This is a genomic window from Streptomyces sp. NPDC059875, assembly GCF_042731085.1.
In the GTDB taxonomy this organism is placed as follows: domain Bacteria; phylum Actinomycetota; class Actinomycetes; order Streptomycetales; family Streptomycetaceae; genus Streptomyces.
Map to the genome: position 1 here is coordinate 308,903 of NZ_JBHWJZ010000003.1, position 19,125 is coordinate 328,027.

14 protein-coding genes and 2 pseudogenes are annotated in these 19,125 nt (G+C 68.4%); 6 read left to right on the forward strand and 10 right to left on the reverse strand.

The window, feature by feature from the left end; all coding sequences use genetic code 11:
- Nucleotides 1-1,513: 1,513 nt before the first annotated feature.
- The 3 genes from ACFV9D_RS05395 to ACFV9D_RS05405 form a co-directional block, all read right to left on the reverse strand.
- Complete coding sequence (locus ACFV9D_RS05395) at nt 1,514-1,726, reverse strand: hypothetical protein (RefSeq protein WP_385141220.1); 213 nt, start codon at nt 1,724-1,726, stop codon at nt 1,514-1,516.
- A 369-nt stretch (nt 1,727-2,095) separates the two neighbouring features.
- The gene (locus tag ACFV9D_RS05400; RefSeq protein WP_385141222.1) at nt 2,096-2,272 is read right to left on the reverse strand and encodes a hypothetical protein; all 177 of its coding nucleotides are present in this window, start codon (nt 2,270-2,272) and stop codon (nt 2,096-2,098) included.
- Entirely contained in the window at nt 2,272-3,042 is a 771-nt protein-coding gene (locus ACFV9D_RS05405) for a hypothetical protein (protein WP_385141225.1), read from the reverse strand. The genes ACFV9D_RS05400 and ACFV9D_RS05405 overlap by 1 nt, the downstream gene beginning before the upstream one ends.
- Nucleotides 3,043-3,539: 497 nt before the next feature.
- Between ACFV9D_RS05405 and ACFV9D_RS05410 the strand changes: the two genes are divergently transcribed.
- Complete coding sequence (locus tag ACFV9D_RS05410) at nt 3,540-3,728, forward strand: hypothetical protein (RefSeq protein ID WP_385141227.1); 189 nt, start codon at nt 3,540-3,542, stop codon at nt 3,726-3,728.
- On the opposite strand, the gene murF is transcribed toward ACFV9D_RS05410, so the two are convergent.
- The 6 genes and pseudogenes from murF to ACFV9D_RS05440 all read right to left on the reverse strand — a co-directional run.
- Nucleotides 3,725-5,128 carry a UDP-N-acetylmuramoyl-tripeptide--D-alanyl-D-alanine ligase gene (gene murF / locus ACFV9D_RS05415; protein WP_385141230.1) on the reverse strand — a complete coding sequence of 468 codons (1,404 nt, stop codon included), beginning with the start codon at nt 5,126-5,128 and terminating at the stop codon, nt 3,725-3,727. The two genes, ACFV9D_RS05410 and murF, sit on opposite strands and share 4 nt — an antisense overlap.
- A 32-nt stretch (nt 5,129-5,160) precedes the next feature.
- A complete protein-coding gene (locus tag ACFV9D_RS05420; RefSeq protein WP_385141548.1) occupies nt 5,161-5,766 on the reverse strand; it encodes a C39 family peptidase in 606 nt (201 codons plus the stop codon).
- 43 nt (nt 5,767-5,809) lie between these two features.
- On the reverse strand, nt 5,810-6,007 hold the full coding sequence (locus ACFV9D_RS05425; protein ID WP_385141562.1) for a hypothetical protein: 198 nt from the start codon (nt 6,005-6,007) through the stop codon (nt 5,810-5,812).
- A 23-nt stretch (nt 6,008-6,030) separates the two neighbouring features.
- Nucleotides 6,031-6,213: pseudogene (locus tag ACFV9D_RS05430) on the reverse strand (pyridoxal-5'-phosphate-dependent protein); the annotation flags it as partial.
- The gene (locus ACFV9D_RS05435; protein ID WP_385141233.1) at nt 6,210-6,356 is read right to left on the reverse strand and encodes a hypothetical protein; all 147 of its coding nucleotides are present in this window, start codon (nt 6,354-6,356) and stop codon (nt 6,210-6,212) included. The pseudogene ACFV9D_RS05430 and the gene ACFV9D_RS05435, both read right to left, overlap by 4 nt.
- A 51-nt stretch (nt 6,357-6,407) precedes the next feature.
- A pseudogene (locus ACFV9D_RS05440) lies at nt 6,408-6,608 on the reverse strand (pyridoxal-phosphate dependent enzyme); the annotation flags it as partial.
- 273 nt (nt 6,609-6,881) lie between these two features.
- Here ACFV9D_RS05440 and ACFV9D_RS05445 point away from each other — a divergent pair.
- The 3 genes from ACFV9D_RS05445 to ACFV9D_RS05455 all read left to right on the forward strand — a co-directional run bounded on the left by ACFV9D_RS05445 (nt 6,882) and on the right by ACFV9D_RS05455 (nt 9,572).
- Nucleotides 6,882-7,850, forward strand: coding sequence for an FAD-dependent oxidoreductase (locus ACFV9D_RS05445; RefSeq protein WP_385141236.1), 969 nt, complete (start codon nt 6,882-6,884; stop codon nt 7,848-7,850).
- The gene (locus ACFV9D_RS05450; RefSeq protein WP_385141240.1) at nt 7,847-8,398 is read left to right on the forward strand and encodes a flavoprotein; all 552 of its coding nucleotides are present in this window, start codon (nt 7,847-7,849) and stop codon (nt 8,396-8,398) included. The genes ACFV9D_RS05445 and ACFV9D_RS05450 overlap by 4 nt, the downstream gene beginning before the upstream one ends.
- 268 nt (nt 8,399-8,666) lie before the next feature.
- Nucleotides 8,667-9,572 (forward strand): DUF5655 domain-containing protein, encoded by a 906-nt coding sequence (locus tag ACFV9D_RS05455; RefSeq protein ID WP_385141243.1) that lies wholly within the window; start codon nt 8,667-8,669, stop codon nt 9,570-9,572.
- A 185-nt stretch (nt 9,573-9,757) separates the two neighbouring features.
- Here the strand turns inward: ACFV9D_RS05455 and ACFV9D_RS05460 are convergent, their stop codons facing one another.
- Nucleotides 9,758-10,168 (reverse strand): TIGR03618 family F420-dependent PPOX class oxidoreductase, encoded by a 411-nt coding sequence (locus ACFV9D_RS05460; RefSeq protein WP_385141246.1) that lies wholly within the window; start codon nt 10,166-10,168, stop codon nt 9,758-9,760.
- Nucleotides 10,169-10,621: 453 nt separating this feature from the next.
- Here ACFV9D_RS05460 and pglW point away from each other — a divergent pair, with 453 nt between their 5' ends.
- The gene (pglW, locus tag ACFV9D_RS05465; RefSeq protein WP_385141249.1) at nt 10,622-15,292 is read left to right on the forward strand and encodes a BREX system serine/threonine kinase PglW; all 4,671 of its coding nucleotides are present in this window, start codon (nt 10,622-10,624) and stop codon (nt 15,290-15,292) included.
- 63 nt (nt 15,293-15,355) lie between these two features.
- Complete coding sequence (pglX, locus tag ACFV9D_RS05470) at nt 15,356-19,114, forward strand: BREX-2 system adenine-specific DNA-methyltransferase PglX (protein ID WP_385141252.1); 3,759 nt, start codon at nt 15,356-15,358, stop codon at nt 19,112-19,114.
- The last annotated feature ends 11 nt before the right edge of the window (nt 19,115-19,125 follow it).

Here is a 19,125-nt window from a genome sequence, read left to right on the forward strand (position 1 = left end):
TGCCCCCATCCCTGCGGGCACCCATGCCCTGGTCTTCAGTTTGTCTAGAACCATCCGCTCGATCGCCTCCGCGTCCCTGCCCGTGGGTACCGGCAGCGCCAGCAACAGCACCCAGTCCTTGCGCTCGTGTGATCGGATTCGCCGCTCCTGTGGCTGCATGCATGCACCGATCTGAACGGCGCCGAGTTCGGCATGGTGCATTGCGTAGACGGCGGCAGGAACCTCAGCCCTCAATCCCATGGAACTATCGCTACCAGCCGCCACTGACAGTGCACCCTTCCGTGGCGACCGCTAGCGGCGCGATGTGGACCCGACCGAGTATCGGTGTCGCTGAGTCCTGACAGACGACATCGTGAGGGGTACCCACGCGTTGATGGCGGACAGGTCCAGCCGCCAGTTCAAGCGATCCATTGCCTCGGCGGCTTCGGGGGTGAGGTCGTTGACATGGGCGAGGCTGGTCGATCACCAGGTCCCAGCCTCCGACTTTCAGAGCACGTCGCACGTGTTGGGTGGCATGGCACGCCCCGCACAGCGGGCCCAGATCGGCCAGACGCTGGACCCGCTTCACTCCACCGGCCGCGAGACTGGGCTCCTCCAGCTGCCACACCTCGTGGCACTGCGGGAGCTGAGCCCGGGCCGGTATGCCGATTGATGTCGACGCCACCGCACGCGATGCATTCTCCGCCGGTCGTCGCCGCGACCCGGCGGCGTACCGCATCCCAGGCATTCGGCGTCAGCTGCGTCGGGGCGTTCTGCTGCCATTTGCCACGAGGCCACCGGTATCCCTGCGCGCGCTGCTTACGGCGGCCCTTTGGGCGCAGGCACCGGCTAACCCGAGGAGATCTTCTTGAAGTCCTCGCCCCCGGGGCGCTGACCTGCGGGAATCGGTCAATGAGGCACTGTGACCTGCGGTGATGCCTGTTTCAGGTGCTTTCATCGTGCTGCCCGTTTAGGCAGTCGATTCTCCCCACGCGCTCCCCAACGGAGCTTCGTTCTCCCCAGATTCTCCCCAGCGAGCGCCGCTTTGGGAGGGGCATCGCCCCTGGTAAGACGGGTTCCCGGCTAGATGGAGCGGCTACGCATCGTATCGGAGGGGCGGCTGGCCGGGACGGCTTCCCTGGCAGCCACCCAGCTCCACCAGCGAGCGGGCGATCCTCGAGTTCGCGACCTCGCTCATGGCATGGTCGGCGTCAACCTGCAGAAGGCGCTCCTCGCCGTCGACGACACCGAGATCCTCATCCGTGCACTGAGGCAGGCCGTGGGCGAGGAGCCAGCTGCCTGACCCCTCTTGCCGCACCCAACGGGGGATCAGATCGTGCAAGGAGCACGTGGACTTCGTACGGTCGGTGTCGGCACCCCTGACAGGACGGGTGCGCCCCGTGGGCCGGTCCCGCGTTACTTCGCACGTATGCGGGACCGGCCGTGCCACACTCAGTACAGAGCCCGTGTGTCTCCCCCGTCGCACCGGCTCATCCGGCTCCACCAGGCCACCGCCTGGTGGAGCCGTCGCGCATCAGGCCGGAGCGAGGTAGGCCAGGACCTTCATACCGAGCGTCGACGTGGAGACGAACAGCGTGACCCCACCCGCAACGGTCAGTGGGACGCTGAGGCCAAGGCCGACCAGAACGAAGCTGACGACCAGCGTGATGATGACGGCGAGCAGGAAGACGATGACCGTGCCGAGGATCCGGCCGGACTGCGGGGTCGCGCTGGAAGACGTACTCATGGGCCCCTCCCAAGGGACAGAGGGGTGCCGGACCTGAGCCTGTGAAGGCAGCTCGCAGTCCGACACCACCAGGACAGGTGTCGAAAGCGAGCTACTGCCGGCACAGAAGCTCGAAGCGGCTGCCCTGTTGTACGTCGTCGCTCCGCAGGAACATCTGCGGCTGCCGACCAACCATCCCAGGTCGCGAAGCCGTTACCTCATCCACGCATGGGCCGGAGAGGAACGACATACAGCATACGCGGGAGGTCTGACAGGCACGAACCAATTTCCGCCTAGGGGTACGCCCGCGCCCAGGTACGGCAGGGCGAGGAGAGTCGGACGAGGCGCCGAGCGCGAACCGGCGCCTCCTCGCCAGATGGTGACCGCCGGTCAGCGGGGCGGGGGCGTTCCGCTCCCGCCGGAGCCCATCAGCAGGTAGAGCAGCGTCACCACCCCCGCCCCGACGAGCAGGGCCACGCCCACGTCCGGGTGGAGGTAGGCGACGTACGCCGTGACCGCACCAGCCAGCAGCAGAACCAGGGCACGGAGATCGAGCGGGCCGCCCATCACTTGGCCACCGCCGAACTGACCGAGGGGACCATGATGACGCCGGCCGCGGCGAGCTCCTGGGCCCGGCGCCGGACACGGCCGAGGCGGCGCTCCACCGCCTTACGTGTGGTGCCGAGCCTCTGCGCGATCTGTTCCTGTGTGGCGCCGGTGGTCAGCATCAACTTGCAGACCGCCCGCTCCTCCATAGATGCGCCTGACAGGATCGTGGCGATCGTGTCGCGGAGCAGCGTGTGCTCCGCGGGTTCCGGGTCGAGGCTGACCATGGGGAAACCCCCGAGGACGTCGGGATGGAGGACCTCCGCAAGGCGACGGCGGTACGGGCCGGCCCACTCCCGGTACGCGTCACGGAAGCAGCCGAGGCACAGTCCGATGAAGAAGGTGCGGACGGACGCGCCTCTCTCCGGGTTCCAGCGTCCCTGGGAGAGCATGCGCATGAACAGGGGAACGGCCTTCCCCAAGCAGAGCCCGGCGATGTCGACGCGGACCTCGTCGCGCCGCATCATCTCCTCCACTTCCGTGTACGGGGCGAAGAAGTAGATGTCGTTCTCACGGCAGCGGGCGATGATCTCACCCTCTCGCATCCACTTCCGCAGGACGCGCCACCCGTACAGCCACAGGTCTTCCCGGAGAAGCTCGAACCGCGGACCGGCAAACCCGTCGGTCACCAGTTGCTCGTACAACTCGCGGTCGGCGGCCCGCTGCTCGGGGTTCCCTCGGTGTTCCTCGGGGTAGCCGGCGGACGACGTGGGCTCGGCAGGCACAGACATCACTCCATCTTGTACAGGAAGGTTGTAGTGCTGCGCTCTTATGAAAAGAAGCCCGAGTCATCCCCCGCGAAATTGCAGGGAACTTTCGCGATTCGTGGCAGGCACCCGATTTGGCGCCTGCATGTGCCCGGAGACCTGTCCCGCCGTGACCGGGTGGGCAGGCCGGTCGTTCACCGGACGAAGCCCTCCGCGAGCTTTCGGCGCCGCGCTGGCGGGGCGGTGTGCTGGGTTCCCGCTTCACCGCTCCTGGGCAGGAGACGAGCGGGGGCTGAATGCGCGGAAGGGGTCATTCACCTCATACGGAGTGAACAACCCCTTCGCTGTGCCGGGGTTCGCCGCGTGGATTCGGGATCCGGCAGTGGCCGCACTACGCGGTCCAGGCCAAGGACGAACAGGCAGAGGCCGGCCACCACGGCGATGAGCGCGGAGCCCAGGGTGGCGCCGCAGGACCCCCGTCCAGAGCGCTGGGGCGGGGGCAGAGGGGCGGGCGGAGAACCGTGGCCCTCTCCCCAGCAGGTCTTGAAGGACGTAATGGCCACGCGGCCGTCGTCGAGACGGCCCGCGCTGAGGCCGTTCGGTCCGCGCTCGCGATGGCGGAGCTGGGTGACGTGGTCGTGGTCATGGGCACCGGCGACCTGGCCGACCGCGGACGGACCGTCGTGACGAGGGAGCCTGTCGTCGCCTAAGCCCCAGCTGGCTCGGGATTCGATTCCAGCAGCCGCTCAGCGAGCTGCTGGAGCTGAACTCCCCGGGATGCCTTGACCAGGACGACGTCCCCGCGCCGCAGTGTCTCGGCCAGGAGCTGGAGGGCAGTGTCCTGATCGGGTAGGTGCACGGCGCTCGCACCGGCACCGATGGCGGCCTGCTGCATCCACTGGGCCTCTTCCCCTCCGACGAAGACGATCCGGTCCAGGTCGAGGCGAGCGGCGATGCGGCCGATGCCCTCGTGCGCCGTGCGGGACTCAGAGCCGAGTTCGTTCATGCGGCCGAGCACGGCGATGGCGCGCTGGTCGTGTCCGCGGGCCATGGTGGCCAGGGACTCCAGGGAGGAGCGCATGGAGTCGGGGTTGGCGTTGTAGGCGTCGTTGACGATGGTGACGCCGTCGGTGCGCATGGTGACTTCCATGCGCCAGCGCGACTGCGGCGTCGCAGCGGACAGCAGGCCCGCGACGTCGGCGACGCTCAGGCCGGCCTCCCGGGCGACGGCCGCGGCGGCGAGGGAGTTGGAGACCTGCGGGGCACCGACAAGCTGGAGCGAGACCGGGGCGCTGCCCTCGGGTGTGGTGAGGGTGTAAGTGGCGCGGCCGAAGGCGTCGACTTTGACGTCGGTGGCGCGGACGGTGGCGTCCTCGGCGAGCCCGTAGGTGGCGATGCGGGCGGTGGCGCGCTCGGCCATGGCCAGGACGAGCGGGTCGTCGGCGTTCAGGACGGCGAGGCCGTTGGAGGGCAGGGCTTCCACGAGCTCGCCCTTCGCCTCGGCGATCTTGTCTCGGCCGCCGAATTCGCCGACGTGGGCGGTGCCGACGTTGGTGACGACGGAGATGTGCGGGGGAGCGATGCGGGTCAGGTCGCGGATGTGGCCGATGCCGCGGGCGCCCATCTCCAGGACGAGGTAGTCGGTGGACGGGTCGGCCATGGAGATGGTGAGCGGCAGGCCGATCTCGTTGTTGAAGGACTGCGGGGTGGCCACCACCCGTCCTACGGCCGCGAGGAGTTGGGCGATCAGGTCCTTCGTGGAGGTCTTGCCGGCGGATCCGGTGATCGCGACGACCTTCGTGTCCTGGAGCGCGTGTGCGACGAGGTGCTGACCGAGGCGCCCGAAGGCAGCCAGCACGTCGTCGACGACGATCGCTGGTACGCCGACGGGTCGGGCGGCGAGTACGGCGACGGCACCCGCCTTCACGGCGGCCTTGGCGTACTCGTGGCCGTCGGCCTTCTCGCCGGCCAGAGCGATGAACAGGGCACCGGGGCCAGCCTTGCGGGAGTCGAAGACGGCGGGCGCGTTCACGATGGAGTCATGGTCGGGTGCGTCGGTGAGGGTTCCGCCGACGACGTCGGCGATGGTCGACAGGAGCATGGGCTGCATAGCGCTGACTTCTCTCTTCTGGTCGGGTCCGGTCAGGCGGGTCGGAGGTCGAGGGAGATGCCGCGCTCGCCGAAGAAGGCCGCGAAGCGGTCGATCGGCAGGGTGGGAGCGAGCGCTTCGGGGGTGTGTCCGGAGGGGTTGCTGAAGGCGATCTGCCCTTCGGGCGTGCGGCCTCGGCACAGGACCAGGTGACCACCACGGCGTGACGGCTGGACGTCCGGCGTGCGGATGTCCTTGGACACCGATGCCATGACCATCCGGCCGGCGTCCAACAGTGCGGTTAGTTCCTCGACTGTGAGCGTGGGGTGTACGGCGGTGCTCAGGCCGTGCGCCGAGCGCATCCAGTCGGCGGCCGGGGCGTAGATGAGCCCCTTGATGTCGCCGTTGTCGTGCTCGACGTACGCGTCTGCCTCCCGAGCCCCGGCCAGCAGCTGGAAGAGGCTCGGGGCGATCCCGTCACGGTGCAGGAGGGTCATCTGGAGACAGGCCATCCCGCACATGTGCCGACACCAGCGGCCGTACTCCTCCGATGTGCCGGCGCCGGTCTCGGTCCACCGGGGGTCGTCGCCCGGGTCGTGGCCCTCATACACGATCTTCGCGATGAGTTGCGGGCTGGCGTACTGGGTGACGACGGGCACGGGCGAGTGGACCAGGCCGGGGCCGCGTTTCGGCGGTGCGAGGTCAGTGCAGCACGGGGGCATCGGAGTTGATCCGTTCCATGGCGGAGTCGAGCAGTGGGCGATACGTGTTCCAGTCGGCGTTGCCGCCGGACAGCACCACGCCGACCGGGCCCGCGGGCAGCCGGTCCCGCAGCCTGGAGCAGGCCGGCGAAGGCGACGGTCGCCGGACGGCTCGGCGGTGACGCGGTGGTACTGCCACAGATACGCCATGGTGTCGGCGATCCGGTGCTCCGGCACGACTTCGATGCCGTCGAGAAACCTCCGGTTGCTCTCGAAGGGGAGGTACGCGGGCTCCGTGTGCCTTAGGCCGTCAGCGATGGTGCGAGGCGGTGGGATCGAGATCCGTCGGCCGGAGCGGATCGAGCGCCGGGTGTCGTCGGCAACAGCGGGCTCCACGCCGATCACCGAACGCCACGCGGCTGTCCGGCGTGGGCCGCGAGCGCGGCGCCGGCGGCGAGTCCGCCGCCCCCGCCGGGCACGGGGATGGCGACTTGGCCGGGCTCGTCCTGGAGGAGTGCCCATGCCAGCGTCCCGGCACGGGCGATCACTTCGGGGTGGTTCGCTGACCGGACGATGGTCAGTCCGCGTTCGTCGGCGAGCTACTGGACGATGGCGTCGCGGCGGCCGGTGTGGCGGTCGTACGTGACGATCCGCGCCCCGAGTGCGTCGATCGCCTGGAGCTCGACGGCCGGAGCGTCTGCCGGGCCGACCACCGTCGCGGGTACGTCGAAGAGCCGGGCGGCGAGGGCGAGTGACTGCGCTTCGTTCCCTGAGGAGCCCCCGATCAAGCCGCCAGCTCGCTGCTCGGGCCCATCTCGGCTAACGCGTTGTAGGCCCCGCGCAGCCCAGGCGAGTGAGCTTCAGGAATCGGTGCCGCTCTCGAAGCGGCCTCTGCTGCCTCATCACTTGAACGTTGAGTTCCCGTGTTCAGAGCGGTTTGGGACTCTCATGGGAGTCCCAAACGGTGGAGAACGTTTCCGGAACCCTCACGTGCGCAGCTTCCCGCTGGTTCTAGAAGACGCACTCGCCCAACACGCCTCATCGGCGCCACCCGGGCCGTTATGGTCAGGATCATGACTGCAGGGGAGGGAGTTGTCGTTGTCGGGGCTGGCGTGGCTGGACTTACCACCGCCGTCGTTCTCGCCGAGTCTGGTGCTTCGGTGCACGTGATCGCCGAGCAGGTGCCCGGCGTCACGTCGCTGGCGGCGGGGGCGATGTGGGGCCCATACCTGGTCGAGCCGAAGGACAAGGTCGACCAGTGGGGACAGCAGTCCCAGGAGATCTTCCGCAAGCTGGCGCAGGACCCGGCGACGGGCGTCCGGCTCACCAGCGGCATCGAAGCATCCCGCACGGCCGAGGCCCCACCGGACTGGGCCACTTCTCTACCCGGTTTCCGGCCGTGCGAGCCGGCCGAACTGCCGACTGGCTTCACTGCGGGCCACCGGTTTACCGTGCCACTCATCGACATGCCCACATACCTCGACTACCTCCTGCGTCGACTCGACGCCGCCAGCGGAACGGTCGAGCGGCGACGCCTGGCCTCCCTCGCGGACGCCGGCCCGGCCCCCGTGTTCGTCAACTGCGCCGGACTGGGTGCCCAGAACCTGGTCCCGGACCCCGACCTTCGGCCCATCCGCGGTCAGCACGTCGTCGTCACCAACCCGGGGCTGACCGAGTTCTTCTCCGAGGACACCGGCCTCTCGCCAGACCTGCTGTGCTTCTACCCCCACGGCGACACCGTCGTCCTGGGCGGCACCGCCATTGATGGCGAGGGCGACCTCGCACCCGACGACAAGGCGGCGGCCGCCATCCTCGCTCGCTGTGCCGAGGTCGAACCCCGTCTTGCCGAGGCACGCGTCCTGGAGCACCGGGTCGGAGCTCGGCCAACGCGTGCCACGGTCCGCGCGGAGGCAGAACGGCAGGAGGACGGCACCCTGGTCGTGCACAACTACGGGCACGGAGGCGCCGGCGTCACGCTCTCGTGGGGATGCGCTGAGGAAGCCGAACGCCTCCTGGCAGCCAGCGAAGGAGACACGTGGTGAGCGTCCACCCGAAGAAGCCCTTCCTGTACGTCGTCGTCTGCGCCGCAGGCATCGCGGACGACACCCACAAGCTGATCAGAGCTGGGCAGGCGCAGGGCTGGGACGTTGGTGTCGTTGCGACACCTCAGGGGCTCGGATTCCTCGATGTCGAGGCGATCACCGAGCAGACGGGCTATCCGATCCGTTCGGCCTGGCGCAGTCCCGGTGACCCGCGCCCGCTCCCGCCCGCCGACGCCATCGCCGTCGCACCTGCCACGTTCAACACCATCAACAAGTGGGCTGCCGGAATCGCCGACACCCTCGCCCTGGGGATCCTTTGCGAGGCATACGGGATGAGGATCCCGACGGTGGTCTTGCCGTACGTGAATGCTGCCATGGCCGCGCACCCCGCATACCCCCAGAGCCTGAACCGGCTCCGGGAGATGGGGGTGTTGATCGGGTCGTACGAACCGCACCGGCCGAAGGTCGGGGGAGGAGCCAACCTCTTCCGCTGGGAAGAGGCCCTAGAGCTTCTCGCTCCAGTGCTGCGGGACTCGACGGCTATCTGAGCGACCGAGCGCGCGCTGCGTCGCTCCCGTGGCCGGAGCGTTGACAAGGGACATAGCCAGCAACTGCTCTGACGGCAACATCATGGACCACAGGCCGATTTGACGCCCCGACCAAGAGCGCTACGGAGCTGCCTCCAGGGCCTTCGGGGCGTCATACCCGAGTAGTCAGGTCGCTGATGAGGGGGTGGGCCTGCAAGGCGAGGCTGTCGATGACCGCCTGTAGTTCGGAAATAAATCCGACTACCTTCGCTGTTCTGTCCCGAACATAGTGGGTGCACGGGAGGGGGCGTCGAACCTGAAGCTCTACAGCACGAATCACGGCGTGACCGAGATTGCGCCGCGTCTTGCCGAGGCCGAAGCGCATGTGCAGCGCCTCGTCGAGGCCAACATGGAGGCCCTGCTCGGGGTCCGCTTCCTGGCGTCCGAGTACAGCACGGGGCCGGTCCACGGCGGCCGGATCGACTCGCTGGGGATCGACGAGAACGGGGCCCCTGTGATCGTCGAGTACAAGCGCGGCACCGACGCAGGGGTGATCAACCAGGGGCTCTTCTACCTCTCGTGGCTCATGGATCACCGGGGCGAGTTCGAGTACCTGGTCCGTGACCGGCTTGGGACCACCCCCGCGGCCCAGGTGCTGTGGAGCGGACCGAGGCTGATATACGTCGCTGGAGACTTCACCCGATACGACGTCCACGCCGTGCGCGAGCACCGGCGCAGCATCGACCTGGTCCGCTACCGCTTCTTCGGCAGGGACCTGTTCGGCCTTGAGACGGTGGCCTCGGTCACGGCACAGATGCCGGCGGCCAAGCGAGTCCGCAATCGCGCGACAGCGATACGGCCCGACGGCGCGCAGGGCGAAGCGCTCTCGGAGCTGGCGGCAGCGGTCGACGAGGCCCTGCTCGGGCTCGGCGATGGGATCACCAAGGTCCAGCGCAAGCAATACCGCGCGTACCAGCGGCTGAGGAACTTCGCGTGCGTCTGCCCGCCGCAGAGGACCAAGCTCCTGGTCTACCTCTCGACCGACCCGCGCGTGGTCGACCTCGTCCCCAACTTCACCAGGGACGTGACGGGCGTCGGGCACCACGGGACGGGTGACCTGGAGCTGCAACTGCGTACCGAACGGGACCTGGAGCGGGCCCAGGATCTGTTCCGTGCAAGTTACGCGGCGGCCTGAAGCGCTGTCGGCCTTGAACGCCATGAGCGGTCCCGGATGGATCGTCCTGCCGTCTCTGATGCCTTTCGACGTATGGGCAGGGGAATGGCGGTGGAGAATGCATCATGCGGAGAATCCCCGGTTTGGCTAACCGTGGATTCGCGTCTATGTTTCCGCCCGCTCGTGGGCAGGTCACACGCGGAAGGTCACCACCCTGACGGCTTGGCGGTCCCCATCGCGCGGGTGACGGTGATCTCGATGACGACCCGGTTCGGGTTGACGCGCGGGGGCTTGTAGCGCTCCGCGTATCGGCGTTCGGCCTCCGCGACGGATTCGGGGTCGTCCTTGACGACGGCCGGGCCTTCCAGAGTGCACCAGCGCCGGCCGTCGGCTTGGCCGACGGCAGCTCGAGCCGCGGGGCCGGCGGCGCGGACGTTGCGGACCTTCCTGCTGCTGCCGTCACTGATGACGCGGGCGATTCGGGTCTCGGGGTCGTAAGTGACGCCGACGGGCACGAGGTGCGGGGTGCCGTCGGGCCGGTGGGTGGTGAGGAAGCACACTCGGCGTTCCTGCCAGAAGGTGTCGCCGCCGTCTGCGGGCGGGGCGTCGGTGCTCAACGTGTGTCTCCTGGGTGCGTACGGCGAGGCTGCGCAGACGGGGTTCACGTCCCGGTGCGGGTGGTGTGACGTGCCTGCGCTTCGACGGTACGCGAGACGGTCGAACGTCCACACTCGCGGTTCGCCTCCCCCCCCCGCAATGCCTCCACCCGCTGGCGAGCAAGCGGCCCCCGCTCCTTCAGCAATGCCATCGCCGGCGGCATCCAGCAGCTTCACGCAAGAGACCAGCACGACGTGCCCTCACTGCCATCTCGCTGCCCACTGCAACCTGACCAGCGGAAACCCGGCGATCACGCTCGGAAGAACAAAGGCTTCCAGGAATCCCAGTCGCCCTCTTGCTGTCAGTCCTGCCCTCTAAGATTCATTTTGCGGAGGCAGCCGGATGTTCCTGAGTGCGGCGGCAGGGTCGCAGTAGGGACAAATGTGCGCAAACGGACGTGGGCGGGGAGTCGCATGCTGGAAGGTCGGTGGACGACGGTCACCGAGTCCGAGCACGAGCACGAGCGCCGCGGCCTGGACGCGATCCGCAGGCGCATGCCGGACGAGGAGCCGTGGCGCGCCTGGTCGAACTTCACGTTTACCGCGAACAGCGGACATGTCCGCGAGATCGATCTTCTGGTGACCTCGCCGGCTGGGGTGTTCCTCCTCGAGCTCAAGGACTGGCATGGCTCGGTTCACGGCGGCGGTAACGACTGGGTGCAGACCACGCCCGGCGGTACCCAGCGGCGACACGGCAACCCCCTGCACCTGGCGAACCGGAAGGCCAAGGAGCTGTCCGGCCTGATCAACGACGTCTCCGGCCGGCCCGGGGACCGGTCGAAGATCTGGGTGGGCGAGGCGGTCTGCTTCACCGATGACAAGCTCCGGGTGAACCTGCCGGCCGCCGATTTGAACGGCGTGTTCACGGTCAAGGAGCTCGTGGACATGTTGGCCGAGCCGCCGGGAGACGCCCGGCGCCGGATAACGGCCGAGACGTCTCGCCGCGTGGACGTGGCCCTGAAGAAGCTCGGCATCGCACCGATCCGCCGCCAGCATGAGGTGGGCTCCTATCTCCTGGATGCGAAGGCGTTCGACTCCGGGCCCACCTGGGCCGACTACCTGGGCCGTCACTCCCAGCTGCACGATCTGGCGCGAGTGCGGGTCTTTCTCAGCGAGCGCGGTGCTTCGGACGCCGAGCGGCGTTCGGTGGAGCAGGCTGCTGCTCGCGAGGCGCTGGTGCTCAGCCGGTTCCGGCACCCGGGTGCGGTACAGCTGAAGAGTTATCTGCCGTCGGGGCATCCGGCCGGGCCGACGATCCTGTTCGACTACCACCCGGAGACTCTGCGGCTGGACGACTTTCTGGTGCAGCACGGGAAGCAGCTGGACCTGCGGGGCCGTCTCGCGCTCGTACGGCAGCTTGCGGAGACGGTGCGCTCCGCGCACTCACGCCGTGTCCATCACCGCACGCTGTCGGCGCACGCGGTGCACATCATTCCGCGTGATCGCGGCCCGCGCGGGCGGGAGCTCAGCGAGGAGCAGCGCTGGCTGAGCCCTTGGCCGCAGATCGCGGACTGGCAGATCGCTACAGGCCAGAGCGCCAGCCGTGGCCGGCCCCTGACCCTGGCTCCTACAAACGTGTCCGGGTTCCACGTCTCGGAGCAGGCTGATCCGTATCTGGCGCCGGAGCTGAGGATTCCGAAGGCCGATCCGGTGCGCCTCGATGTGTACGGGCTTGGTGTCCTCACGTATCTGCTGGTCACTGGGCAGGCACCAGGCGCGAGCCAGAGCGAGGTCATGGCCCGCCTGGAAGCCGGTGAGAGCCTGCGCCCGAGTGCCTTGGTCGACGGACTCAACCCGGACATCGACGACCTGGTTGAGGCATCCACCGCGTACGAACCGGGCCGGCGCCTGTCTACGGTCGACGACTTCCTGGAGATGCTGGAGTACGTCGAGCAGGCATTCACCGAAAAGGACTCCGTCGGCTCGGCCGCAGCAACCGCAGGCACGGGCGGGGACGGCGGGTCGGGATCGGAAACGGACGAGGACCGGAGCGAGCCGGAGAAGGACCCGCTGGAGGCCGTGGCCGGGGATGTACTGGCCGGGCGCTGGGAGGTTGTTCGCCGGCTCGGCACGGGCTCGACCTCTCGGGCGTTCCTGGTGAGGGATCTCGCGGGCGAGCCGCGGCGTAGCGGCACCCTGCCGGTGGCTGTGCTGAAGGTCGCGCTGAGCGAGGCCAAGCACGCGGTCCTCGACCGGGAGGCCCAGATTTTGGGCCGCATCCACCGGGATTCCAGCATCATCGCGCTGTACGAGCGGGAGCCGATCACTCTCGCGGGACGTCGGGTGCTCGCTCTCGAATACGTCGGCGACAGCCGAGAGCTGAAGGACCAGGACCGCGGTGACGGGAAGGGACCGAGGCGGCGTGAGGACACCGTCGCCCGTCAGCTGCGGGACAACGGCCGCCTGGGCATGGATCAGCTGGAGGCGTACGGGAAGTACCTGTTCGGCGCGGTGGAGCACTTGGAGGCGGAAGGAATCTGGCATCGGGACCTGAAGCCAGACAACATCGCCATCCGGATCCGTCCCAACGGCACTCGACAACTCGTGCTCATCGACTTCTCCCTCGCCGGATACCCGGCGAAGGAGATCGACGCAGGCACCGAGGGCTATCTCGACCCGTTCTTGGGCATCATCACGCGCGGCTCGTACGACGGTCATGCCGAGCGGTACGCGCTCGCGGCGACATTGCACGAGATGGCGTCGAACGAGCTCCCCCGATGGGGTGACGGTGCCGTCACAGCCCGGCAGACCGATCCGAAGGAGTGGCCGTACCCGCAGCTCGCCGCCGACGCCTTCGAGCCGGCGGTTCGCGACGGCCTGGTCGCCTTCTTCCGCAAGGCTCTGGCGCGGGACGTGAAGGACCGGTTCTCGGACCTGAAGCCGATGGAGCGTGCCTGGCAGGCACTCTTCCTGGATGCGCAGCGGACAACGGCTCCGAGCTCCGGGCACGGTACGGCGGAAAGCGTAGGGACCACGCAGGAAGCCGGGCCGCAGATCGGCCGCGAGGACGACGATGCCTCCGTCGAGCAGGTTCGTGACCAGCAGGCGGCCAGGGCTGACCGTACGACGCCTCTGTCCGTGGCAGGGCTGACGCTCTCCGCGCAGTCCCAGCTGTTCGCCATGGGACTCAACACCGTCGGGGACGTACTGGAGTACTCGGCGAGGAAGTTCCTCACTGCGCCGGGCATGGGCTCGCGCACCCGGGAGGAGATCCAGCGCCGGCAGAAGGAGTGGAACCTCCGACTCGGCAAAGCGGCCCCCGCACCACTCAGCGCGGAAGCCCGCAAGGCAGCCGGTCAGGAAATCACCGAGCTGGAACAGGCGGTCGCCGAATCGGTCGCCGCCGGCGGCGGAAATGTCACTGACCCGCAGCTGCTGGGCGCATTGAGCCTGGACGCGCTGGCCGCTCGCCTGGTGCCGAAGCCATCCAGCGGCAGTGCCCGCTCCAACGCCAAGGAGCGCGAAGCGGTCCGGCTGCTACTGCGGCTGCCCAACGAGACCGGCAAGCTGCCCGAGGGCCTGGCATGGGTTCGGCAGCGGGACGTCGCTGACGCGGTGGGCCTGACCGCGGGCCGTATCCCGCAGATCGTGAAGAAGGCGCGCGAGCGCTGGTACCAGGACGCCGCCCTTGGACTGCTGCGCGAGGAGGTGGTGGAGCTTCTTGCTGAGCGCGGACGGGTGGCCCCGGTGATCGAGCTCGCCGACGCGCTGATCGCCCGGCGCGGCACCCAGCACGTGGAGCGGCGCGACCGGCGCGCGCTCGCCCTGTCGCTGCTGCGTGCGGTGGTCGAGCGAGAGAGCTACGACAACGAGTCCCCGCCGCTCTTCCGCTACTTCCATGCCCGGATGCCCAAGGGCGCCGAACCGGTGCTCGGGCTGCTCGCCCTCGATGTCCGGGAGGGCGTGGACGGCCCGGACACCCCGACGCTGCCCGCTCTGCAGGAATACGCGCTCAACCTGGGCGCGCGGGCCGACCGACTCGCGGACCTGGAATCCCTGCCGACGGCCAACACCGTCCTTACCGAGCTGGACGCGGTGCGACGGCCGCCGGGAAACCTGGGCTGGGACGAGCGGCGCACCGCCGAGATCGCGGTGGCAGCCTCCACCCGAGCCGCTCTCACCCCCCGACTGGAGATCTACCCGCGCGACCTGGACCTGGTGCGCGCGCTGAGGATCACCCAGGCCGGTGTGGTCGCCGTGCAGCCGGGCGTCGAGGAGGAGCGACTGCCTGGCCTCACGGTTGACGCCCTGCACAAGCGAGTCACGACCCGCTTCCCTGAGCTGGGCACAGACCCGCTGGTGCCACGCGAGTTGCCCACGGGCAGCGCACTGGTCCGCTACCTGAAGCAGGCCGGCTTCGAGCTGAAGCTGGCGACGCGCTACGACAAGGTGCTCCGCCTCATCCCGGACCGTCCGGCCGGGGACGCCACCGCGGGCCTGACCTCGGCGAGCTGGGGAGCCTCGGCGGCCCGTCGATCCGCCCCCACCCAGTACGACGCGGACGCGGCCGTCGCCGCCGCGGTCAAGGCCGAACAGCGGCTCAGGCACTCGGCGCGACAGGACGGCTTCCGGGTCCTGACCGTGCCCCACCGGGGTGCTGAGGACGCGGTGCGGCACCTGGTGGACGAGCCGTACGGTGTGCGGCGGGTGTCATTGACCGGGCTTTTCGTGAAGGAACTGCGCGGTGTGATCGGCGAGGCGGCCAGACCGACCTGGGAGACCGTCCTCAAGGCGGACGCCGCCGAACCCGGAAGCCGGGCTCACCAACAGCTGCGCATCCGCACAGACAAGGCGTGGGGGCGCATCGAGCCGCAGCTGCGAGAGCGACTGAGGCAGGGGCAGGGACCGCTGCTCCTTACCGACACTGCGGTACTCGCCCGGTACGACGCGCTGGACCTGCTCGTAAGGCTCGCGGAGGAAGCGCGGCAAGGTGGCAGCCCGCTGTGGCTGCTCGTCGCCCAGTCTGACCCGGCGAAAGCACCGCGGCTGGCAGGGCAGAGCGTGCCGTACCAGGCAGGGTTCGACGAGTGGATCGTTGTGCCCGATGCCTGGGTCGCGCGCAAACACCTCGCGCCGGACGCCTGACCCTCTTCCCCTCCTGAACCGGCCTTCTTCCGCCCTCTCCGATCTCTCCACAGGAGCCGTTCCGTGATCGACCGCAAGAGCCTCCTCGCCGACCTGCAGAAGCAGGTCAAGGCGGCAGAGACCGACCTTGAACAGCAGGTCAAAGCTGTCCCCGAGGTAGGGGCGCGGCTGCGCGGTGAGTATGAGCAGGCCCGGAAGCTGGGCCGTACGGCGGCGACGTGGAACGCCTGGCTCGGGGAGCGGATCACCCAGGTTGCGGTGGCCTGGGTGCTCGGCACCGTCTTCGTCCGCTTCGGCGAGGACAACCGGCTGATCGCTGAGCCGTACATCACCGCCCCGGATGTGGCGGGGCGCGAGACCGCGCAGGCGCGGTACGAGGAGTACCTGGAGAAGGACGCCGACCCGACGTACCGAGGGTGGCTGGAGACTGCGTTCGCAGAGCTGGGCGCCGGGCAGGCCGGGCGGCTGCTCTTCGACCGCGACCACAACCCGCTCTATCAGATCCCGCTTTCGCATGACGGGGCGGGCGCGCTGCTCGCGTTCTGGCGGGAGCAGCGCGTCGGCGAGGGAGTGCTCGGCGGGGACGGCGACGGCGGCGTCGGCGGCCATGTTCTCGTACACGACTTCAGTGACCCGCTGAGCGAGGACGGCACCGAGGGCTGGGACACTCGGTTCCTCGGCGACCTGTACCAGGATCTGAGCGAGGCGGCTCGCAAGTCGTACGCGCTGCTGCAAACCCCGCAGTTCGTGGAGGAGTTCATCCTCGACCGGACTATGACTCCGGCAGTGCGGGAGTTCGGCTTCGAAGAACTGAAGATGATCGATCCGACATGTGGTTCGGGGCACTTCGTGCTCGGGGCGTTCCGGCGGCTGGTGCGAATGTGGGCGTCGCAGCGACCCGAAGTCGGCTCGTATGAACGGGTGCGGGCGGCGTTGGAGTCCGTGCATGGGGTGGACCTCAACCCGTTCGCGGTTGCGGTGGCCCGCTTCCGGCTGCTGGTCGCGGCGATGGCTTCGAGCGGCATGCAGACGTTCGCAGAGGCGCGGCAGTACGAGTGGCCGATCCAGCTCGCGGTGGGTGATTCGCTGCTGCCGACGGAGCACCGGCAGGAGGGACTCTTCGGCGACGAGCAGCTGAGCCTTGGCGATAGTGTGGAATCGGGCGACGCCGAAGACCCGTACTACGCGCTGAGCACGGAGGACGTGTTCGAGTACCCGCAGATCCTGAACCGGGGTCGTTACCACGTGGTCGTGGGGAATCCTCCGTACATCACAGTCAAGGACAAAACACTCAACGAGCTGTATCGCAAGCTGTACAGCGCGTGCGCGGGCACGTACGCGCTGTCGGTCCCATTCGCGCAGCGCTTCTTCGAGCTTGCGGTTCGGGGCGACGAGAAGTCCGGGCTCGGCTACGGCATGGTCGGCCAGATCACGGCGAACTCGTTCATGAAGAGGGAGTTCGGCGCAAAGCTGATCGAGAGCTTCTTCCGGGATCAGGTCGAACTGACAGAGGTCATCGACACGTCAGGGGCGTACATCCCGGGGCATGGGACCCCGACGGTCATCCTCGTGGGACGGCCGAGGGCCGGATCGAAGCGGCAGGCCACGATCCGGACGGTGCGGAGCGTGCAGGGGGAGCCTTCGGCGCCGGAGAAGGCAGAGGAGGGGTTGGTGTGGCGGGGGATCATCGAGCAGATCGACCTGCCCGGGAGTTCTAGCAAATGGGTGTCAGTCGACGATCTTGACCGGGTAGGGCTCTTCGACAAGCAGCCCTGGATCCTGGCCGCTGGCGGCCAGGAGATGGTTGAGCAGCTCGGCAGCAGGGCCGTGGGTAAGCTCAAGTCGGTTGTTGAAGAAATCGGTGCCGGTGCCGTTACGCGCGAGGACGATGCCTACATGGTCGGCGCGGGAGCCTTGCGGCGTGCCGGCATCACCGAGGCGCATGAACGTGAACTGGTCGAAGGCGGAGCCGTTCGCGACTACCTCATTGATGGGGCCGAACCCTCCTTGTGGCCGTACGAAGAGGAGACCCTGGAGCCCGATGCCCCCGAGGAAGTGAGTCGATTCCTCTGGCCAATGCGTAGGTATCTCATCGATCGCGTCGCCTTTGGTAAGTCTCAACTTGAGCGGGGCCTGCGCTGGTTCGAGTATTCGATGTTCTTTCGCCGCCGGTACTCCCCAGGCGTGACTATCGCATTCCCCTTCGTTTCTACTCACAACCACTTCTCCCTGAATCGACGCTCACGCGTATTCATCCGTACTGCGCCGGTGTTGGTGCTCCCAGAGGGGGCGACGGAGGAGGAGCATCTGCGGCTGCTTGGGCTACTCAATAGCTCCACGGCCGGCTTCTGGCTCAAGATGGTGAGCCAGGCGAAGGGGGGCAGTGGCCTGGGGCGTGGGATTCAAAGCGAAGCCTGGGAGGAGCGCTACGAGTTCACGGGGACCAACCTGGAAGAATTCCCCCTGCCTGCTGAATATCCCGCCGCCCTCGCCACAGAGCTCGACGCTCTCGCCCAGCAGATCTCCGCGACGGTCCCCGCCGCCCTTGTCACCAAGGCCGTCCCCTCTGCTCCTGCCCTTCGCGCAGCCCAAGCCCGCTATGACTCGAACCGCGCGCGAATGATCGCCCTCCAGGAGGAGCTGGACTGGCAGGTCTACTCCCTCTATGACCTGCACTCCGAGGACCTTCGCCTGCCCGACTCCTCCGCTGTGCCCGAGCTCGCCCTCGGTGAACGGGCTTTCGAGATTGTGCTGGCGCGGCGGGTCGCCGCAGGCGAGGCCAGTGGCGAATGGTTCAAGCGGCATGGGTCCACGCCGACCACGGAGATCCCCGCGCGGTGGCCCGCCGAATACCAGGCGCTTGTGCAGAGGCGGATCGAGGTCATCGAGTCGAACCGCGCCATCGGCATGGTGGAGCGGCCCGAGTACAAGCGCCGCTGGGCCACCGACGGCTGGGACGCGATGCGGCAGAAGGCGCTGAGGTCGTGGCTGCTTGATCGGGCAGAGGACCGTGCGCACTGGTTCGACGCCAGCGGCAACCCCACCGTTACCACCCTCGCACGCCTCGCCGAAAGCCTTTCCGCCGACGAGGACTTCGTGTCCGTCGCCGAGCTGTACGCGCCCCGGCAGGACCTCGCAAGGACCGTACGGGAGTTGCTGTCCGAGGAGCACGTGCCGTTCGTGTCCGCGCTGCGGTACAAGCCGACGGGGCTCAAGAAGCGCGCCGACTGGGAGTACGTGTGGGGGAAGCAGCGCGAGGAGGACGCCGCTCCTGACGAGCCGGCCAAGCGGCAGATCCGCAAGGGGACGCCCGTGCCACCGAAGTACACCTCGGCGGACTTCCTCAAGCCGAGCTACTGGCGAGCGCGTGGCAAGCTCGACATGCCCAAGGAGCGCTTCGTGTCGTACGGCACGGTCAACGCGCCGTCGCCGGAGCTGTACGGCTGGGCTGGCTGGGACCACTTGGAGCAGGGACTGGCTCTTGCCTCGTACATCCAGCAGGCCGGGCTCGGTGACGACGACCTCGTGCCGTATCTGGCTGGGCTGCTTGAGCTGCAGCCGTGGCTAGAGCAGTGGTACGGCGAGTACGACCCGGAGTTTGGTGCGTCGCCGGCCGCCGAGATTTTGGCGTTCCGGCAGCAGACGCAGGGCGGGCTCGGGCTGACCGACGACGCGCTGCGGGCCTGGCGCCCGGCCGCCGCCACCCGAGGTGGCGCGAAGAAGGCAGCCGCGCCCAAGAAGCGAACGGGCGCGAAGGCCGCCGTCCAGATGTCCGTCACGGACAACGTCACCGATGCCGTCACCGGCGCAAAGTCCGACTGAGCAGGGCGAGG